The 16,640-nt window shown below is 70.9% G+C and carries 19 protein-coding genes; all 19 read right to left on the bottom strand.

The features are described from left to right. Positions 1 to 12: 12 nt before the first annotated feature. The 19 genes from HEK131_RS10795 to HEK131_RS10705 all read right to left on the bottom strand — a co-directional run bounded on the left by HEK131_RS10795 (position 13) and on the right by HEK131_RS10705 (position 16,619). Positions 13 to 819: a CHAP domain-containing protein gene (locus HEK131_RS10795; RefSeq protein WP_244334553.1), complete on the bottom strand. Its 807-nt coding sequence runs from the start codon at positions 817 to 819 to the stop codon at positions 13 to 15. After that, positions 816 to 1,103, bottom strand: a complete 288-nt coding sequence (locus tag HEK131_RS10790; RefSeq protein ID WP_244334551.1) for a hypothetical protein — start codon at positions 1,101 to 1,103, stop codon at positions 816 to 818. Before HEK131_RS10790 ends, HEK131_RS10795 begins: the two co-directional genes overlap by 4 nt. Before the next feature lie 83 nt (positions 1,104 to 1,186). After that, entirely contained in the window at positions 1,187 to 1,984 is a 798-nt protein-coding gene (locus tag HEK131_RS10785) for a hypothetical protein (RefSeq protein WP_244334549.1), read from the bottom strand. Positions 1,985 to 1,995: 11 nt separating this feature from the next. Further along, entirely contained in the window at positions 1,996 to 3,513 is a 1,518-nt protein-coding gene (locus HEK131_RS10780; RefSeq protein WP_244334547.1) for a glycoside hydrolase family 55 protein, read from the bottom strand. Next, on the bottom strand, positions 3,513 to 4,451 hold the full coding sequence (locus HEK131_RS10775; RefSeq protein WP_244334545.1) for a hypothetical protein: 939 nt from the start codon (positions 4,449 to 4,451) through the stop codon (positions 3,513 to 3,515). Before HEK131_RS10775 ends, HEK131_RS10780 begins: the two co-directional genes overlap by 1 nt. A 16-nt stretch (positions 4,452 to 4,467) precedes the next feature. Continuing rightward, positions 4,468 to 5,619 (bottom strand): siphovirus ReqiPepy6 Gp37-like family protein, encoded by a 1,152-nt coding sequence (locus HEK131_RS10770; protein WP_244334543.1) that lies wholly within the window; start codon positions 5,617 to 5,619, stop codon positions 4,468 to 4,470. Between the two features lie 13 nt (positions 5,620 to 5,632). Then, positions 5,633 to 6,613 carry a phage tail family protein gene (locus HEK131_RS10765; protein WP_244334541.1) on the bottom strand — a complete coding sequence of 327 codons (981 nt, stop codon included), beginning with the start codon at positions 6,611 to 6,613 and terminating at the stop codon, positions 5,633 to 5,635. Further along, on the bottom strand, positions 6,614 to 10,981 hold the full coding sequence (locus HEK131_RS10760) for a phage tail tape measure protein (RefSeq protein WP_244334539.1): 4,368 nt from the start codon (positions 10,979 to 10,981) through the stop codon (positions 6,614 to 6,616). It lies immediately after the preceding gene. A 3-nt stretch (positions 10,982 to 10,984) separates the two neighbouring features. Next, positions 10,985 to 11,410, bottom strand: coding sequence for a hypothetical protein (locus HEK131_RS10755; protein WP_244334537.1), 426 nt, complete (start codon positions 11,408 to 11,410; stop codon positions 10,985 to 10,987). Positions 11,411 to 11,451: 41 nt separating this feature from the next. Then, entirely contained in the window at positions 11,452 to 11,784 is a 333-nt protein-coding gene (locus HEK131_RS10750) for a hypothetical protein (RefSeq protein ID WP_244334535.1), read from the bottom strand. Between the two features lie 102 nt (positions 11,785 to 11,886). Beyond that, entirely contained in the window at positions 11,887 to 12,543 is a 657-nt protein-coding gene (locus HEK131_RS10745) for a phage tail protein (RefSeq protein WP_244334533.1), read from the bottom strand. Between the two features lie 76 nt (positions 12,544 to 12,619). After that, positions 12,620 to 13,030: a hypothetical protein gene (locus HEK131_RS10740; protein ID WP_244334531.1), complete on the bottom strand. Its 411-nt coding sequence runs from the start codon at positions 13,028 to 13,030 to the stop codon at positions 12,620 to 12,622. Continuing rightward, complete coding sequence (locus tag HEK131_RS10735; protein ID WP_244334529.1) at positions 13,030 to 13,302, bottom strand: hypothetical protein; 273 nt, start codon at positions 13,300 to 13,302, stop codon at positions 13,030 to 13,032. Before HEK131_RS10735 ends, HEK131_RS10740 begins: the two co-directional genes overlap by 1 nt. A 2-nt stretch (positions 13,303 to 13,304) precedes the next feature. Then, complete coding sequence (locus HEK131_RS10730) at positions 13,305 to 13,658, bottom strand: hypothetical protein (RefSeq protein WP_244334527.1); 354 nt, start codon at positions 13,656 to 13,658, stop codon at positions 13,305 to 13,307. Beyond that, a complete protein-coding gene (locus HEK131_RS10725) occupies positions 13,655 to 14,101 on the bottom strand; it encodes a hypothetical protein (protein WP_244334525.1) in 447 nt (148 codons plus the stop codon). The genes HEK131_RS10730 and HEK131_RS10725 overlap by 4 nt, the downstream gene beginning before the upstream one ends. A 4-nt stretch (positions 14,102 to 14,105) precedes the next feature. Beyond that, entirely contained in the window at positions 14,106 to 14,432 is a 327-nt protein-coding gene (locus tag HEK131_RS10720; RefSeq protein WP_244334523.1) for a hypothetical protein, read from the bottom strand. Next, positions 14,429 to 15,475 carry a major capsid protein gene (locus tag HEK131_RS10715; RefSeq protein ID WP_244334521.1) on the bottom strand — a complete coding sequence of 349 codons (1,047 nt, stop codon included), beginning with the start codon at positions 15,473 to 15,475 and terminating at the stop codon, positions 14,429 to 14,431. The genes HEK131_RS10720 and HEK131_RS10715 overlap by 4 nt, the downstream gene beginning before the upstream one ends. A 14-nt stretch (positions 15,476 to 15,489) precedes the next feature. Then, a complete protein-coding gene (locus tag HEK131_RS10710; protein ID WP_244334519.1) occupies positions 15,490 to 15,879 on the bottom strand; it encodes a head decoration protein in 390 nt (129 codons plus the stop codon). Between the two features lie 17 nt (positions 15,880 to 15,896). Then, entirely contained in the window at positions 15,897 to 16,619 is a 723-nt protein-coding gene (locus HEK131_RS10705) for a hypothetical protein (protein WP_244334517.1), read from the bottom strand. Positions 16,620 to 16,640: the final 21 nt, after the last annotated feature.

The raw sequence follows: 16,640 nt of genomic DNA, 5'->3' as shown, positions 1-16,640 counted from the left end.
GGGTGGTTCCGGTCAGGCGACGACGTCGAACCCGTGGGCCTTGCCGAGCCGCTTCAGTGAGGCCATGCCGGGAATGCCGTTGGCGTCGTCGCCGTGGTACCCGTAGCGCTGCTGCAGCAGGGCGTACCCACTGCGCGTGGCGGTCCCGGCGTGCCCGTCGGCGTACCGCTTGGCGAGCAGCCCCTCAGCGACGAGGGCATCCTCGACGTACTCGGTCGGGGCGTACGAGACCGGCGTGCCCTTCTTGGGCGCGTCCTTCTCGAAGGCGGCGACGAGCTTGGCGAGGGACACCTGCGGCCGCTTCGAGCCCGTGCCCGGGCTGGTGGTCGTCGGCTTCTTCGGCTCGGGCTTGTACGCGGGCCGGCCGAACCCGGCGATCTCCTGAACGGTGCGCACGCGGCGGGCGCAGACGTTCGCGGTGTTGCCCTCGACGGTGAACACGTAGCGCTTGTCGGCGGACACCCCGGTGACGATGCCGACGTGGTCGATCGCGCCGATCGAGGACGAGCCGTCCCAGTCGAAGAACACGATGTCCCCTCGCCTGATACCGGACTTGGCGATGCCGGTGGTCATGGCGTGCCAGGCGCCCGCCTCCTTGAAGCGCTGCGCGTGGGCCACGGTGTACGCGAAGTCGGTGCCGAAGCACACCGCGTCGTACTCGCCCGCCTCGATGGCGGCGCGGGTCATCGTGGCGTCGCACCACGGCCAGTTGCCCCGGTAGGCGCTGCCGTTGCGCTGCTCGTACCAGCGTTGGATTTCGTTGGGCTCGCCGGTCCCGATCCAGCGCTCGACCGCGTGCACCATGGTCTCGACGCTCATGCGGACTCACCGCCCTCGGCGGCGGGCGCGGCCGGGGCCTCGTCCTGGTCGGCCGGCTCGGGGGGTGCGGGCACGTCGCCCTGGTGGTCGTCCGGGGCGGCCGCGATGCCGTCGAGGAAGCCGCGGCCGACGTAGTGCCCGGCCATGTCCGGGGGGCCGTAGTGCGCGGCGAGCAGCTCCTCCTCGTCGGCCACGGTCGGCCCGTTGCCGGTGCGGGTGAGGTGCTCGGCCTGCTCGACCTGGTCGCCGAGCCTCTCGGGTATGGGTCGCTCGGTGTCACCCATGGGTGAGCCTCCTGAGTGCGTGCATGAGGAACGCGCCGGCCGGGTTGGCTCGGGGCGTACGGAGTGCGGTAGTTGGGGCCGGGTCAGTGGCTGTGCGGGACCTGCAGCGCCCGCCAGATCGTCTCGCCGGGGTATCCGGGGTATGCGCCGCCGGGCGATCCCTGCGTCGTGTGCCACGCGCCCCAGGCGTTGAGGTCGCTCTGCCCGATGTCGGCGCTCGGGGTGAAGGTGCCGGCGCCGACGGCGACGAGCCGTTTGCCGGACGCGAGGGCGAGCGGCGAGGTCCGGCCGATCCGGAACCAGTCGGGTCCGGGGTATGGGGCGTATGCGGCGGCCGATCCTGACGAGATTTTGAGCAGCGCCGGGTCGTCGACCCAGTTCGGGTCTGAGGTGACCATCGGTGCGGCGTACTTGGGGTAGCCGTAGCCGTAGACCTTGGGGTCGGAACGGTTACGGACGCGCAGGTACACCCCGTCGCCCTCGCTGCTGCCGGTGTTGTTGCTGTTGAATTCGATCGTCCAGATTTGCGCGGAGTCGTACCGGTAGACGAGCGCGGTGTGTTCGGCTCCCCCCGATCCGAGCATCACCTGTGCGCCGACGGCCGGGTACCAGCTCCAGCGGCTCCACGACTGGTAGGTGCTCACGGCGACGTCGCACGCCGGGGTCTGCGGCATGATCGTGACGTCGCCCGCCCGGTGCGCGAGCCACAGCAGCCCGATCAGGCACCACGATTGGCCCTGGTAGGGCGACATGCCGGGCGTCTCGGCGGCGTACTTGTTGACGTTCGTCCATGTGCCGCCCGCGTAGTCCTCCTGGTACTTGATCGCGGCCTCCTGCTGGCCGAGTTCGATGAGGGTCTGCGGCGCGATCGCTGCAACCATGACGTCTCCAATCAGCTCGGGTCGAGGATGCGCCAACCGACCGTGCTGGTATCGCTGGCCGAGGTGCTCTTGATCGTGAACGAGGTACCGGCCACACGGGCGTTGACGTAGGGCGAGCCGACCGTGCCGCCGGGCGTCTGTGTCGTGAGCTGCACGACGCTCGTCGCGGTGATCGCCGTCGTGGTCACGGTGACCGTGCCCGCCGCGAGGGTGGCGGTGCCCATGCGGGCGGCGGTCCCGCCGCTGGGCACGACGGTCTTGCCGGTGATGACGAGCGAGCCGTCGCCGGGGTCGAGCCGGGTGGCGGCCCCGTTCAGCGTGTTCGGCTTCACCGCGGTGAGGCCGAGCACGGTGGCGATGGTGCCGGCGTCGGTGCGCAGGCACGTCGTCGCGCCGGACCCCGGCGACACCTCGGCGACGCCGACCAGGACCACGCCGGTCGCACTGCCCGTCAGCCACACGGACGTGCCGTCGGAACCCTTCGTCGTGAACCCGGTTGCGGCCGCGCCCTTGCCGCCGTACACCGTGAGTCCCGTGGTGCACTGCTCGGCGCCGCAGCCGGTGAGCGTGGCGGCCGTGCAGGTTTCGAGCCGGTAGCCGATCGGGCTGCCCTGCGCGGCGCAGGCGGTGAGGCTGGCCGAGGCCATGCCGACCAGCCAGTACCCGGCGACGACGCACCCTTCGGCCGAGCAGCCGACCAGGGCGGTCGACGAGCCGCCGAGGACGGTGTCGGCGGGCGCCTGGAGGTGGAACCCGACGCCGCCGCAGTTGCGCACGCGCACCCGCTGCAGCGTGCTCGACGCCAGTTGGTGACAGAACACCGCGTCGCCACCGAAGGACTGCACCAGCATGTCCCGCAGGGTGATGTTCGCGGCCGCCGGTGCCGAGTACCGGGTGAAGCGCAGCCCGCTGCCGAACCCCCGGCCGGGCCCGGACAGTTGCAGGCCCTGCAGGGTGACGCTGCTGATGTCCGTACCGGTGATGCAGTCGAGGTTCGCGTTCGTCGACTGCAGGATCGACGCCCGGTCGCCGGCGCCGACCAGGTTGACGCCGCTTGCCCAGTTGAGCACGGCGTTGAGCAAGTAGCGGCCGGCCGGTAGGTACAGCGTGCCGCCGCCCGCTGCGCTCACCGCGCTCACTGCGGCCTGAATGGCGGGGGCGTCGTCCGTGATGCCGTCGCCGCGGGCCCCGTAGTCCCGCACGTTCACCCAGTCCAGGGGAGCCTTGGCGCCGCTGCCGGTCCCCGCAGTCAGGTTGTACGCCTCGACCCACACGCGGGAGGTACCGCCCGCGTCCGCCCACATACCCGTCACGCCGTCGGGGCCGCGGAACCTGGGCAGGAACCCGTACTCATCGGCCCGGACCGACGTCATCGGCGTTCCGCCGGCGTCCTGCAGGTCGGTGTACTGAACGCCCCCGTCGGAGGAGTTCCAGAACGTGACGGTCGCGCCCGAGACCACGCGCCACAGCCCGTCGGAGGGGGCGACGACGTAGTCGGCGATGCCGGCCCCGAACTCGAAGCGCGCCATCAGTCCACCACCCAGCTACTGCCGCCAGGGATCACGTAGTCGTCCTTCTCGATCGAGGGGTGATTGACGAGCCACACCTGACCCGGCTTGTCGGTGGCGGCCGAGTAGATGACGGCCCGGCTCACCTGCAGACCGGTGGTGTAGCAGATCAAGTTCTGGTCGCGGTTGGGGTGCACGTAGGCGGCCGGGATCGTGATCGGCAGGCGGGACTCGGTTTCCCCGGCCAGGGTCGCGCCGGTCCGCTGGAAAAGGGCGGTGCGCAGGTAGACCACGCCGTTACGCTTCTGCAGCACACTGTCGCCGCTGGACTTCCAGCCGCTCGCCGACGAGGTGACGACCACCTGCCCGGAGTCGTCGAAGACGAGGTTCCACGCGGTGCCGGTCCACACCCGCACGCGCCGGGTGTCGGTCTCGAAACACAGCTCGCCCAGCGCCGGGGTGGGGTTGCGGGTCGCCGACGTGCACGCTCGGATGCGCGTTCCGACGTACTGCTCGCCGCGCGCCACGGTGACCGAGTTCCCCGCGGACGCGGTCGTGACGATGCCGACCGGCACCTCGTACACCCCGGTATCGCCCACGTCCTGAGTCAGGGTGGGGGCGCCGCTGCCGGGGGTGCCCAACTTGACGACCGCGCGGACGGTCCACGCCGCCCGGTCCAGCCGCAGCACGACCCGGTCGACTCGCGTACTGCCGCTGGTGTTGGCGGGAACGGGCAGGTTGACCGTCGACGTGCCGGACGTCCACGCGTGCCCGCGCACCGAGGCGTACACCCCTGCCCGCACGTCCACCGTGAGCCCGGCGCCCGCGGTCACGACGGGGGTGTCGTCGGGAGTGCCGTACACCCCGTCGCCCGAGAACCTCGCGGCGATCTTCTCGTACTCGGTGTCAGTGATCGCGCGGGCGTTGTGAGCCGGTGACGGCCACGAGTCCTGAGCCACGCGTGCACCTCCTTCGCTATCGGGATTCGAGCCGGCCGAGTCGTCGGCTCAGCGTGCGTATGGCCTTGACCATCGCCGGATCGGTCGTGGCGTCCGGTGAGCCGACCAGGGTCGTCACGTACTCACCGGCCTCGGGAGTGGCCTGCAGGCGGATCGAGCGCACCAGGTCGGCGACCTCGACCCCGAAGGGCAGCGCCACGGTGACCTTGTCGCCGAGATCGAAGTCACGGCCGGCCTTGAGATCGGGGGTGTCCACGGTGACCGTTGCCAGCTCGACCGGCGCGGCGCCGCCCGCGGTCTCCTCGGTCCCGGCCTGCGTGAGCTCGCCGTTGCCGTCGGTCTGTGCCGAGCCGTCGACGTACCGCTCGACGCGCCACCACATGGCGGCCGCCGAGGTGTCGGCCACCTGTACGTAGGTGCGCCCGGTGGTGCCGATGTCCGGCTCGGTGCCTGCGATCAGTGCGTGCGTGACGGTCGGCGCGGACCGTTTGAACTGAAGCGATCTCAGGTTGCCCAGACCCTGACTGAACCGCGCGGTGGCGGTGAGGTCGCGGGGCTGGTAGCAGTCGAACAGGATCTGCCCAGCGGTCTGCTGGGTGCGGAACCCGATCCCGCCGGCCAGCGCGATACGTCTGCAGACGTCGAGCAGCGGCTCGAACCGCGTCGACAGCGTCGTCGCGGTGCCGACACCCGCCGGGGCGCCGAGCGCCAGGCGCGGGATGCGCCGCTCGACTAGTGCACCGGGCCCGCAGTTCTCGCCGACCAGGGCGCGGATGATGGTCTCGGCGTTGGTGTTGAGCGTCCGGTAGGTGTTGGCGGGCTGCGCCGTCCACGCGGACGCCGGTGCCGGCCAGGTGATGTACCCGGCGACGGTGGCGAGGTCGTCCGCGAACGACACGGTGACCTTGCCGTGCGGCTCCTCGGTGACCGACCACGTGTAGTCGGTCGGGATCTCCATCGGCCCGGCCATCCATACCGCCCCGTCGCGGATGACGACCAGCCGGTTCCCCGGCTGCAGTTGGGCCATGATGTCCGGCCGCGCGGGCAGGTCCACCGACCCCGAGCCGGGTTCGTTGTGCCGTTTCGTGGCGTCGAGGTTCGTCCAGCCGTCGAGCGGGTCGCCCTGAACGGCGAGGTTCTCGTCAGTGATGAGCAGGTGCACGGCCACCGGCCGCCCCCTTTCAGGCTGTCTCGTACCTCGGGTTGAACCGCAGATCGACTGCGCTGCCGGGACCTGAGCCGTCCAACTGGAACGTCACGGGGTTGGTGCCGGGGGCGAGTCCCCACAGCACGGCGCTTGGCCAGGAGAGCCCGCCGGTCCAGTTGGAGCCGTCCTGATAGCGGACCGAGGGCGGGTCGGTGGCGATGGTGACCCGCTCGCCCGCGAGCAGGTTGCCGTGCCCGGTCGCCGCCGGACTGAGCGAGAACGAATCCCCGGTGCCCTGGTGGGTGAAGGTGATCAGGCTCGCGGGCCCGGTGACGGTCCACGTTGGCCAGACGATCACGTCACCAGGGTTGGCGACCTCGGTCGCGCCGAGCACCTGAGACGACGAGACGGTCGGGTACGGGGTGAAGAAGCTCGACAGGGTGCCGGCCTCCCGGTGCACGGGGATCTCGACGGGGTCGACCCAGTACGGGTCTTCGCACCACAGCGTGATCGCTGCGGCGTCCGACACGATGCCGCTGCCCTTGGTGCCCTTCCCCTCGAACCCCTCCTGATAGAACACCCGGATCTGCCGCCGGGTGCCGTCCGGCCGGGCGATCTCCAGCACGCCCGGCGTCCGGCTGCCGTCCGCGCCCTCGCGCAGCGTGCGCGTGAAAGCGGCGGCGAGCGCCCGCCACCGCTCGACGAACTCCATGTGGTCCTCGCCGTACACGTACAGCGGCCACACGATCGCCCGCGCCAGCGGCTGCGCGTACCGCAACCGTGCCCCGCCGCGCGGGTGCGCGTCGCTGGTCAGTGAGTACGACGTCGCGCCGAGCCCGGACACGCCGTCGGCGAGGGTGAACCATCCGGCGTCTTCGTCGGTGAGCGGCCAGACCTTGCCGGTCGGGTCGATGTACGTGGCGGTCGCATAGCCGACGTCGGGGAGCGGGACCGGTGTTGTGGTCCCGCCCCCGGTGTCGGGTGGGGTGATGACCGGAGCTGTGATCAGCGGCATCTAGCGCGGCCTTCCTACCCGAGCGAGCGCATCCTGTCGCCGCTGCAGCAGCTCCAGGTCGCGCACGGTGATGTCCGCCGTGCGCGCATAGACGTTGTACGTATGGCCGGACGCCTCGCCCGACGCCTGCCCGGCCGCGCGTACCGCCTCGGCGGTCGGCATGACGGGCGGGATCGCCGCCCGGCCGAGCCGCTTGGCGCCCGCCCGCACGTCGCCGAGCGACTTGTCGGTGCCGACGACGACGCCGGCACCGACCATGGCGCCGACCCGTTCGGTCTCGCGGCTCGGCGAGTGAATCCGCAGCCGGTGCTCGATGTCGTCGATCAGGCTGCCGCCGAGCTTGGTCATCTCACCCTTGAGCGCCTTCTCCTGCGACTGCAGACCGGTCAGGAAGCCGCGCCCCGCGTCGACGCCGGCGTCGTACATCGCGTCGGCCATGGTCCGGCCGTACGACGTCGACAGCGTCGATCCGCTCTTGGCGAGCGCGTTGATCTTCTTGATGTCGCCTGCGGACGCTCCGGAGATGAGCTGTGCGAGCCCGCTGTCGGCCCCGGCGGCGACCATCTGCTGAATGACGGACTGGTCCACTCCCTTCTTCTGCGCCGTCGTGATCAGCGACTCGAAGTTTTTCAGCGTGGACTGCCGGGTCTCCATGCCTGAAATCAGGTCGGCGACCGTGGCGATCTTCCCGCCGTTGATGTTCGTCAGCCCGAGATAGTCCTGCGCAGTACCGGTCTGGTCGGTAGCCGCCTGCCGCGCCGTCGCCAGGGTCGAGGTGACAAGGTCCCGGCTCTTGGCGAGCGTCTGCAGCCGACTGGAGACCGCGTCGGTCTGGGCCGCGAGCGCCTTTCCGGCCCGGCCCGTCTTCCGTAGATCCTCGGTAAGGCTCTTGGACGCGGCCGCAATATCAGACGCCGACCCGGTCAGCTTCCTGGTGAAGGTGCCCAGGTCGCCGCTGATCTCGCCGCGCAACTTCACCGCGGCGGCCCTCGACTTCGCGGCCGCCTTCGCCTTGGCGTTCGTCGTCCCCTTGGCGAACCCTCGGGCGCCGAGGCCCTCGACCATGCCGAGCGACGTGCGGTGGTCCCAGATCCGCGCGCTGCCGGACCCGAGCTGCATCAGCTCGGGCCCCTGCTCGCCGACCCAGAACGTCTCGCCCGGCCGCGGGGTGCCGCCCTTGGCGTAGCCGCCGGGCCGGTTGTACGCGGAGGCGAGCGAGCCGTACCTCGACAGGGCGTACCGCATCGAGGCGTACAGGTTGGCGAGCGGGTCGTAGATGCCGCGCCCTGCGAGCTTGCCCGCGTACGCGTGGAACGTGGACCCGATCACCTGCATGAGTCCGCGACTCGGGTCGCCGTTCTTGGCGTTGATGTCCCAGTTGTTGATGGCGCGCGGGTTGCCGCCCGACTCCTGGTTCATCCGGCGCAGCACGGTCGGCAGCAGACTCGCGGGCTGGCCCACGAGCTTCAGTGCCTGCAGCACGACGGACGACCAGCGCTTGACGCCGGACCCGCCGATGTCGCCGCCGCCGAACGCGCTCTTGGCCGCGTTGACGGCCTTGTCCTTCAGCGCGCCGAGCATCTTGGCCGGCACCTTGCCGACCATCTGCGCGATGCCGCTCGACCCGATCGAGGCGATCTTGTCCCGGATGGCCCCGGTTGCCTTGTCCCACATCTTGCTGGGGTCGGTGAGGAAGTCGAGGCCGTCCATCACGGCGCCGCCGATCGCCTTGGCCTTGCCGCCGACCCAGTCGGTCACCTTCCCGACGAGCCCGCCGTCGGCGAACTTCTGCACGGGCAGCTCGCCCGTGCGGTTGATGTAGTCCAGCGTGCCGAACCCGACCTTGCGGGCGCTGCTCCGCTTGACGACGTACTCGTCGGCCATCATCAGCGCCGGGATCGAGTCCCTGCCCGGCACGCCGCCGTGCGTGCGGCCGCCCTCGGCGAGCAGCTTCGGTGCCGCCGGGAGCTTCCCGAGTCCGACGAACCCGGCGACCTTGTCCCACACGGCCTTGATCCCGTGGGTGTAGACCATGTCGATCACGAAGTTCACTGGCCGCTTGGTAACGCCGATGATCTTCCCGAACGCCTTGTCGATCCCCTTCTGCGCCGTGTCGAACGCCGAGGCGACCAGGGCAACGCCGTGCTTCACGGAGTCGAACGCCGGGCGCACGCCGTGATCCCAGAGCCACGACGCGCCCGCGCTGATCCCGTCGAACGCCGGTTTCAGCGCGGTGCGGTAGAGCCACGTACCGGCGTCGCCGACGGCGTGCACGCCGCCCATGAAGTAGCCGAAGATCAGTTTCACGCCGGACCAGAAGTAGCCGGCCGCGACCTCGGCCCCGTGGAACGCGGGCTGCAGCGCGTTGTGATAGAGCCACATGCCCACCGCGCCGGCTGCGTGCAGAGCCGTCATGACCCCGTCCGCGGCTGGCTTGACCGCGTTCCGGTACAGCCACGTCGCCACGGCGGCGATCCCGGTGAATGCCGGACTGATCGCGTTGTTCCAGAGCCACGTGGCGGCCGCGCCGATGCCGTGGAATGCGGGCTGCAGCGCGGTAGTCCACAGCCACGCACCGACCGCGCCCAGGGCCCGGAACGCCAACACGATCGGCGTCACCACGGCGACGACGACGATCGCAAACAGGATCTTCGCCCCGAGGGCGATCCCGGAGAACACGGGCGACAGCACGGTCGTCCAGAGCCACGACGCGGCCGAGCCGATCGCGCGCAGCCCGGTCATGAAGTACCCGAACCCCACCTGCAGGGCGCCCCACAGGTAATCCCATCCGACCTTGATCCCCGCCCAGGTGGCCTGCACGATCCCGCGGAACGTGTCGGACTTCTTGTAGGCGATGACCAGGGCGGCGCCGAGCGCGACCAGACCGATCACGACGAGCGTGATGGGGTTGAGCGCCATGATCCCGTTGAACAGGGCTTGAGCGACCGCCCACGCCCGCGTCACCGCGACGACGCCGCGCACGCCGAGCGAGTACGCGCCCATCACGCCCATGGCGAGGCCGGTAGCGATCGCGGATGCGTTCATGGCGATCGTGACCCCGCCGACCGCGATGGCCAGCGGCACCAGCCACACCCCGTAGTCCCGGACGATCCGGCCGCCCGTGGCGAGCGCCGACCCGAAGCGCTGCACCGCAGGCACGACGTCGGTGACCAGGACCCCGCCGACCCGCTTCGCGGGCGGCAGCAGGTACGTGTTCAGGAACCGGCCGGTGTCCCGCAGCGCGGGAAGCGCGTACTTGCTCGTCGCGTTGGCGAGGCCCTGCAGCGCCTGCCTCTTGAAAACCTCGATGTCGTTCGAGGCGGTGGTGTGGAGCTGCTTGCCCATGCGGCTCGCAGCGCCGCCGACCTTGCCGAGCCCCTTCGCTGCGGTGGTCGGGTCGAGGGCAAACAGCGCGGCGCCGAGGTCCTCGGCCTGAGTACCGAACAGGCTCGTTGCGGCCTGCGCCTGCGTGACCGGGTCCTTGATCCCGCGCAGCCGGTCGAGGGTGAGCGCCAGCACACCGTTCGCGGACTTGCCGCCCTTGGCGAACCGCGATGCCATGTCGTCGGCGTTGAGCCCGAGCATCTTGAAACCGGCCGCGGTCGTCGTCGACCCGTCGACCGCCCGGATGGAGAATTCCTTGATCGAGTCCGCGACGAGGTCGCCGTCGCGGGCGCCCGCCTTGAGTCCCTGGTTGATCAGGCCGATCGCGGTCGCGCCCGAGATTCCGGCCTTACGCCACTGCGCCGAGTATTCGTTGACCGTGTCGATCAGGTCGCCCGCCTGGTCGGCGCCCGACTGAAACCCGGCCGTCAGCAGGTCGAACCCCTGCTTCGCATTCTTGACCAAGCCAGTCGACATGAGCTTGCCGACGGCTTTCGTCGAGTCGGCGACGTCGGCGTCGAACACTTCCGCGAGGCTCAGGGCGTCCTTGGACAGCCCAGCCAGTTCCTTGCGCGGCGCGGACAGCGCGGCAACGCCGTTGCGCTGTAGGGCTTTCAGCGAGTCGTCGACCTGCTCGACCGACTCGCCGTACCCCTTGGCGTAGATGCTGCCCGCGATCTTCCCGGCGCGGGCGGTGTCCTTGTTGCTCAGCCCGAGCGACGCACCCAGCTTCGCCGTGGACTTGTCGTCCTCGGCGGCCTTGGCGAACCCGGCCGCGAACAGCGCCCCGCCCGCGGCCGCGACCCCGGCAACGCCCACCTTCAGCGCACCGCCCATGCCGCCGAGGAATCCGCCGCCGGCGTCCTCGCCCGCCTTGGTGCCGGACCGCTCCGACTCGCGGCCGATCTGCTCGTCGAGCAGCCGGCCGAATCCCCGCGTCTCGGGAACGATGGACACGTACCCGACGCCGACCTCGACCGGCATGACTCACCCCTCTCCGGGCAGCACCTGCGCTGTGATGTGCTCGTACGCGGCCCGTGCTCTGGCCCGGTTCCGCTCGGCCGTCGCGTCGGCCTCTTCCGGCATGGGGTCGCCCGGCCGCCACCGCGGCTCGGGGTACTTCATCGGCGGTTTCTTCGGGTCGCGGTTGGCGTTCACGAACGCCGTGAACAGCAGCCCGAGCAGATCGCTCGTGTCGGCGGCCGCGTAGTCCGCGTGCCGCCACTCGTGCCCGTTGACGGCCCGCGCGACCGCACCGGTCGGCGGCAGATGCTCGACCATCACGCGCAGCCACCGCAGGCTGATCTCGCCGCGCCAGTACGCGGCGAGCGGCCCGCCGGGGCCGTACCCCTGGTAGTGGTGCGCGAGGTCCGCCTCGACGGCCTCGGGCTGCTCGCCGAGGACGTCGAGCACGGAGTACGTGTAGACCTCGACGACGTCCTCGCCGTCGGGGGCTACCCCTTCGTAGGGCGGACCTTCTGCACCTTGTCGGTCGCCTCGTTACGGATGCCGACGTACAGCAGCATCACGCTGTTGACGTCGCCGCCGGCCGCGAGGAACTCGGGGTACTGGTCGCCGAGCAGGATGCGGGCACCGGCCTCGTCGCCCTTCGCCTCGTTGAGTTCCTGCTGCATGTCGTCGGGCGTGAAGATCGGGTGCGGGAACGAGAACACCCTCGGGTCGTCCTCGGGGCCGACCTCGAACTCGACGCGCTCGCCGCCGACGGCGTCCGCGTACGAGCGGCGTACGGTCTCCAGCCGGTACCGCTTGCCGTTGGGCTTGCTCATGGTGGTGCCTCTCTCTCGGGTGAGCTACGGGTGAGCGTTCGAGGGCGAGGGGCGGTCGGGGCTCACCCAGAACCGCCGCCCCCCGCCCGTCCAGAGGGACCGTCAGCCGCCGGACGGCGCGAGCGAGCGCCATCCGGGGCCGTCGATCCAGTTACGGCACGACGTGCCGACCGTGCTGTCGCGGTACGCGGTGACCGTGACCGGCCGGGTCGTCGGATCGGACCGCGACCACGTCTCGTCGTCCTTGTCTGTGAGCCGCGCGCGCGGCATGTGCCGGACGACGTAGATCTCTCCGCCGTCGTCGGCGTAGTCCAGCCCGATGAACAGCAGCCGCCGGAACGGGTTCCGCGGGGTCTTGGCTCGGTCCCACGTCCACGCGGCCGAGCCGATCGGGGGCAGTGCGCCCGTGCCGGACAGCGGCAGCCCCTCGTACATGGCGACGGTCGCGGCGTTGGTCTCCTGCGGCGCCCAGGACGCGGTGAGCACGTCGGACTCGACGTCGGACCGGGTCGGCTCGGCCGACTGCGACGAGGTGACGTCGGACATCGACACGTCGCTCGGGAAGCTGATCCCGTCGTCGGTGGTGTAGCCGATGGGCACGTACCCGGTCGGGATCGCCACGAGGTTGCCCTCGGAGTCGAACGGGTTCGAGATCGCCGCGGTCGAGATGTCCGCCGCGAAGATCGCCTGCACGAGCTGCTTGCGGATGTACTCGGTGTGCAGCCCGGCTTCGAGCGACACCGGGGTCGGTGTGGACATGGTGAGTCCCTCCATACGGAAACCCCCGGCCGGCTTGGCGGCTCGGGGCGGGTGGTCAGGGGGTCGGGTGAGCCGGTCAGAGGGCGGACAGGGCGCGGCCACGCAGCGACACCTCGACGGCGAACGCCGCGCGGTCCTGCCCCGAGACGGGGTCCGGTGACGGGGTCGGTCCGCCGACGTCGGCGACGTCGTACGCGGCCACGCCTCGCCAGCCGGGCATGGCGAACACGAGCGCCCGTGTGACCTTGACGAGGTCGGCGAGCTGCTCCTCGTCGGGCCCCCAGCACTCGATGTCGTAGCGCGGCCGGTCCGTGATCCGGTCGATCCGGCTACCTCCGACGCGCCTGACCCGGACGAACAGTGCCGGCCGGGGGTCCGGCACACGGGTGCCGACCCGGACGTCGAGCCCGGCCGCCGCGAGCGCTGCTCGCAGGTATCGGCACATCACCTCGACCGCGTCCGGGAACTCGACGGGCTTGCCGCCCATCAGTCGGTCCCGCGCGCGGCGTCGAGGGCCCGCAGCAGGGCCCGCCGGGACACGTCCGGGTCCGATGTCGAGTAGTCGCCGATCACGGCGCCGCGTACGCGCTTCTTGCCGGCCTCGATGTCGACCCGGAAGTCGCCGTCGGCGCCGTCGGACTGCGCGGCCGCGGACGCAGCGGCCGCCGCCGCTCGGGTCTTCCGCTCGATCAGCGCCCGCGTCTCCGGGGTGCGCAGGAAGGAGACGACGCCGCGCCGGTTGGGCACTATGCGGGTCATGGTCACCCCTCGACGGTTCTGAGCCGGATCTCGTAGTGGTGCATCTCGGCCGGGGTGTACGCCGGTCCGGGCGGCCCGATCACCTCGAAGCGGAGCGCACCCCAGTGCACGCGGGCCCGGCCGTGCACGGCGAGCGGGTTGCCCGTCGTGTCGACCGGGTTGCAGAGCATCAGCCACTCGCCGACCTGCGCGTCGCGCCGGTCGGTGTCCTCGCTGCTTGTGTTCTGCTGCAGCCACGCGGCGACCTCGGTGCGTGTGGACGTCGACCAGTCGTTGACGTCGTTGCCGTACCGGTCCTCGCGGGTGCCGGGGTGCTCGACGTCGACCAGGTGCGGCAGCATCTGCTCGTCGATCACCACACACCGCCGGCCCAGAATCCGGGTGCCGGGTCGTAGGGTGACCAGTCGCTCGGGTCGGGGCGCCAGACGGGCAGGCCCTCGTCGCGCATCCCGATGGTGTACGCGGCGTCGGCGTCCGGGTCGGTCACGTCCTCGGGCGCGAGCTGGGCCTTCTCGTCGGCGGTGAGGTACAGCCCGCCGTCCTCGCCGAGCGACTCGGAGTACTGGCCGATCGTGCGCTGCCGGTACCCGCCGGGGTTGGCCATGACCCGGCGCACGACCGACACGGCGATCGCCTTGAGCGTCGCCGGGTCGGGCTCGTACCCGGTCGGGATGTGCCGCCGCATGAGGGCGGACGCGTCGTCGAGGTACGCCTCGACCTGCGCCCGCCGCGGGCTGCCCTCGGCGAGGGTGACGGCGGCGCGCGCCGTGTAGTCGTCGACCGTAGCGAACGCCGCCACCGCCCTACTCCTTCCGCTGCTCGGGCTCGATGAGTTCGGCCGCCTCGCACGCCGCGATGATGTCCTCGCGGCTCGCGTCGGCGGCGACCTCAACGTCGTGCTGCTCGGCGAACACCCGCCATGCCTCGACGCCCGAGCCGCGGCCCGAGCGGGGCGGCGCCTCGTCCTCGGAGCCGCCGCCCGCGCCCGTGGGCGCGGGCACCTCGGGCGAGGAATCGGCGTCGGTCCACGCGTGCTCGCCGATCTGCTTCGCCACCTTGGGCGGCACCTCGCTGTCGGGCCCGTACGCGACGCCGTCGACGTGCACGTACGCGATCAGCCGTCGACTCATGCCAGCACCTGCGCCTTGAAGGTGAGGTTCGGCTCGCGCAGGACCGGGATACCGACGGCGGCCGCGTGCGTCCACAGCCGTACGGGGTCCTTCGTCTTCCACGTCGCCGCGACGACTCCGGGCTGCTCGCCGGGCTGCAGCGCGTAGTCGTCTTCGAGCGACTCGGCGGTCGTGCCGAGCAGCGTCGCACCGAGGTCGGTCGGCGCGGCCGCGGACGTCGAACCGGGCTCGGGCAGCAGCGCGATCGCGTTGCCCGGCGTGATCCGGGTCGCCACGCCATCGACCTTGACGCGCGCGTCGTAGATCTCGATCGGCGGCAGACCCATCGCGGCCAGCACGGCATTGAGCTGATCGTTCGTCGCCATGGGGGCCGAGCCGGCCGGGGCGAGCGGGTACACCTGCCGGATGACCTGAGCGCACATGGTCATGTGCTGCACGGCGGCCTTGGGCGCGAGGATCACGGCAGGCGACTCGCCGTTGGTGTCCTCGTAGGTGGCGACCCACGACTGCAGGTCGGTAAGCGGCGTCGCGTTCGCGTGGTCCGACCACAGGGTCGCGGCGACAACCGAGTGCGAGGCCGTGCGACCGAAGTCGATGGTCTGCTGCAGCTCGGCGACCGGCATCGAGGCGTTGACGAGCACCTGCCCGCGGCCGACCTCGAACCGGGCCGCGATGTTGCGGGCCAGGCGCGCGGCGTCGCGCGCGATGAACGGCAGCGCCTCGTCGCGGGACAGCTTGCGCAGGCGCAGCCGGTCGTACTCGTTGAGCATGATCTTTTCGCTGATGGGCGGGAGTTCGCCCATCACCTTGCCGAGCCCCTCACGCCGTCCGATCTTCGACTCGGCGTCCCACGAGCGGTAGCTCGACGCCTCGGCGAGACCGCCACCGCCCTTCAGGAACTCGTACGTGATGTCGTCGACCTCGACGTTCGGCAGCCACCGCGACAGGGTGAACCGGTTCACCTGCAGATCGGCGAGCGCCGCCCTGATCAGGCCGGTCAGCTCGGTCGGCTCGATGAACTCCGTGTCCAGAATCCAGCTCATCTCTTCACTTCCTCTCAGACGAACCGGATCGAGCCGGCCACGTCCGCCTTACCGGCGGCGTCGACCGGGACCGGCAGACGCGACTCGCGCACCTTGCCGTGGGTGAACAGGGCGGCGGCCGGGTCGATCGTGTTGACCGACGGGGCGCCGACCGCGGCGAACAGGAACCCGACGAGCGTCTGCCTGCCGTCGGTCGCGCCGTCGTTGTACGGGCCGTACTTCCCGCCCGCCGTGATCTTCCCGAGCGGGATGCCGCTCCTGAAGAACCCGTCGGGGTAGTGGGTCGCCGGGGTGAACAGGGACGTGTCGAGTGCGATCGACTCGGTCGCCTGCGTGCCGTGCTCGGAGCCGAGCCACGACTGGTCGTCCCCCGCGAACATGGTCGTGCGCTGTGTGAGGTCCATCGGTGATCCCTCCCGGATCAGGTCTTGTCGCCGCCGAGCAGCGTCTTGTACAGCTCGCGGCCGCCCGCGAGGGAGCCGCCCTTGTCGTCACCCGACCGGCGTCGGCTGCCCTGGTATCCGGCGCCCCGTCGGCGGCGCGTGTCGCCCCCGCCGCTCTGGTCGCCGTCGCCCTGGTCGCCGTCGTCGCCGTCGCCCTTGTCGTTCTTCTTGGGGGCGAGACGGTCGATCAGCTTGGCGAGACCGTCCTCGTCGACGTCGCCGTTCGCGTCGATGTACTTGGACAGGTTCACGTCCTCGACGACATCGGCCGGGCTGTCGAGGCGGCCCGCCGCACCCGCGAGGAACACCTGCCGAGCCAGCTTCGCGGCGCCGGCCGAACGCTCCTCGGCAACCGCCTTCTTTACCGCCTCGGTGATCGCCTTCTCGCTGTCGGTGGCGTTCGCGGCCTTGAGCTCGGCGAGCTCGCGCGCCGCGTCGGCGTTCTCCTTGGCTCGCGCCTCGTGCTTGCGCGACTGCGCCTTCCACTTCTCGGCTTCCGAGTCGCCACCCTTGCCCGTGTCGGTCTTGGTGTCGTCGGTGCCGCTGCCCTTGCCGTCCTTGTCGGCGTCCGGCTTGCCGCCCTTGTCGTCGCCCTTGTCGTCGCCGTCCGCGTAGAACACGGGCGAGAACGGGTGGGTCGGGTAGGGGTGCGCCCATGCCGACTCGATGCCGGGCAGGGTGGGCAGGGTGCGTGCGCGCATGGCTGTGTCTCCCGTGTCGGG

It is taken from the genome of Streptomyces seoulensis, from assembly GCF_022846655.1.
In the GTDB taxonomy this organism is placed as follows: domain Bacteria; phylum Actinomycetota; class Actinomycetes; order Streptomycetales; family Streptomycetaceae; genus Streptomyces.
This window is presented reverse-complemented; position numbering and strand designations above follow the sequence as displayed.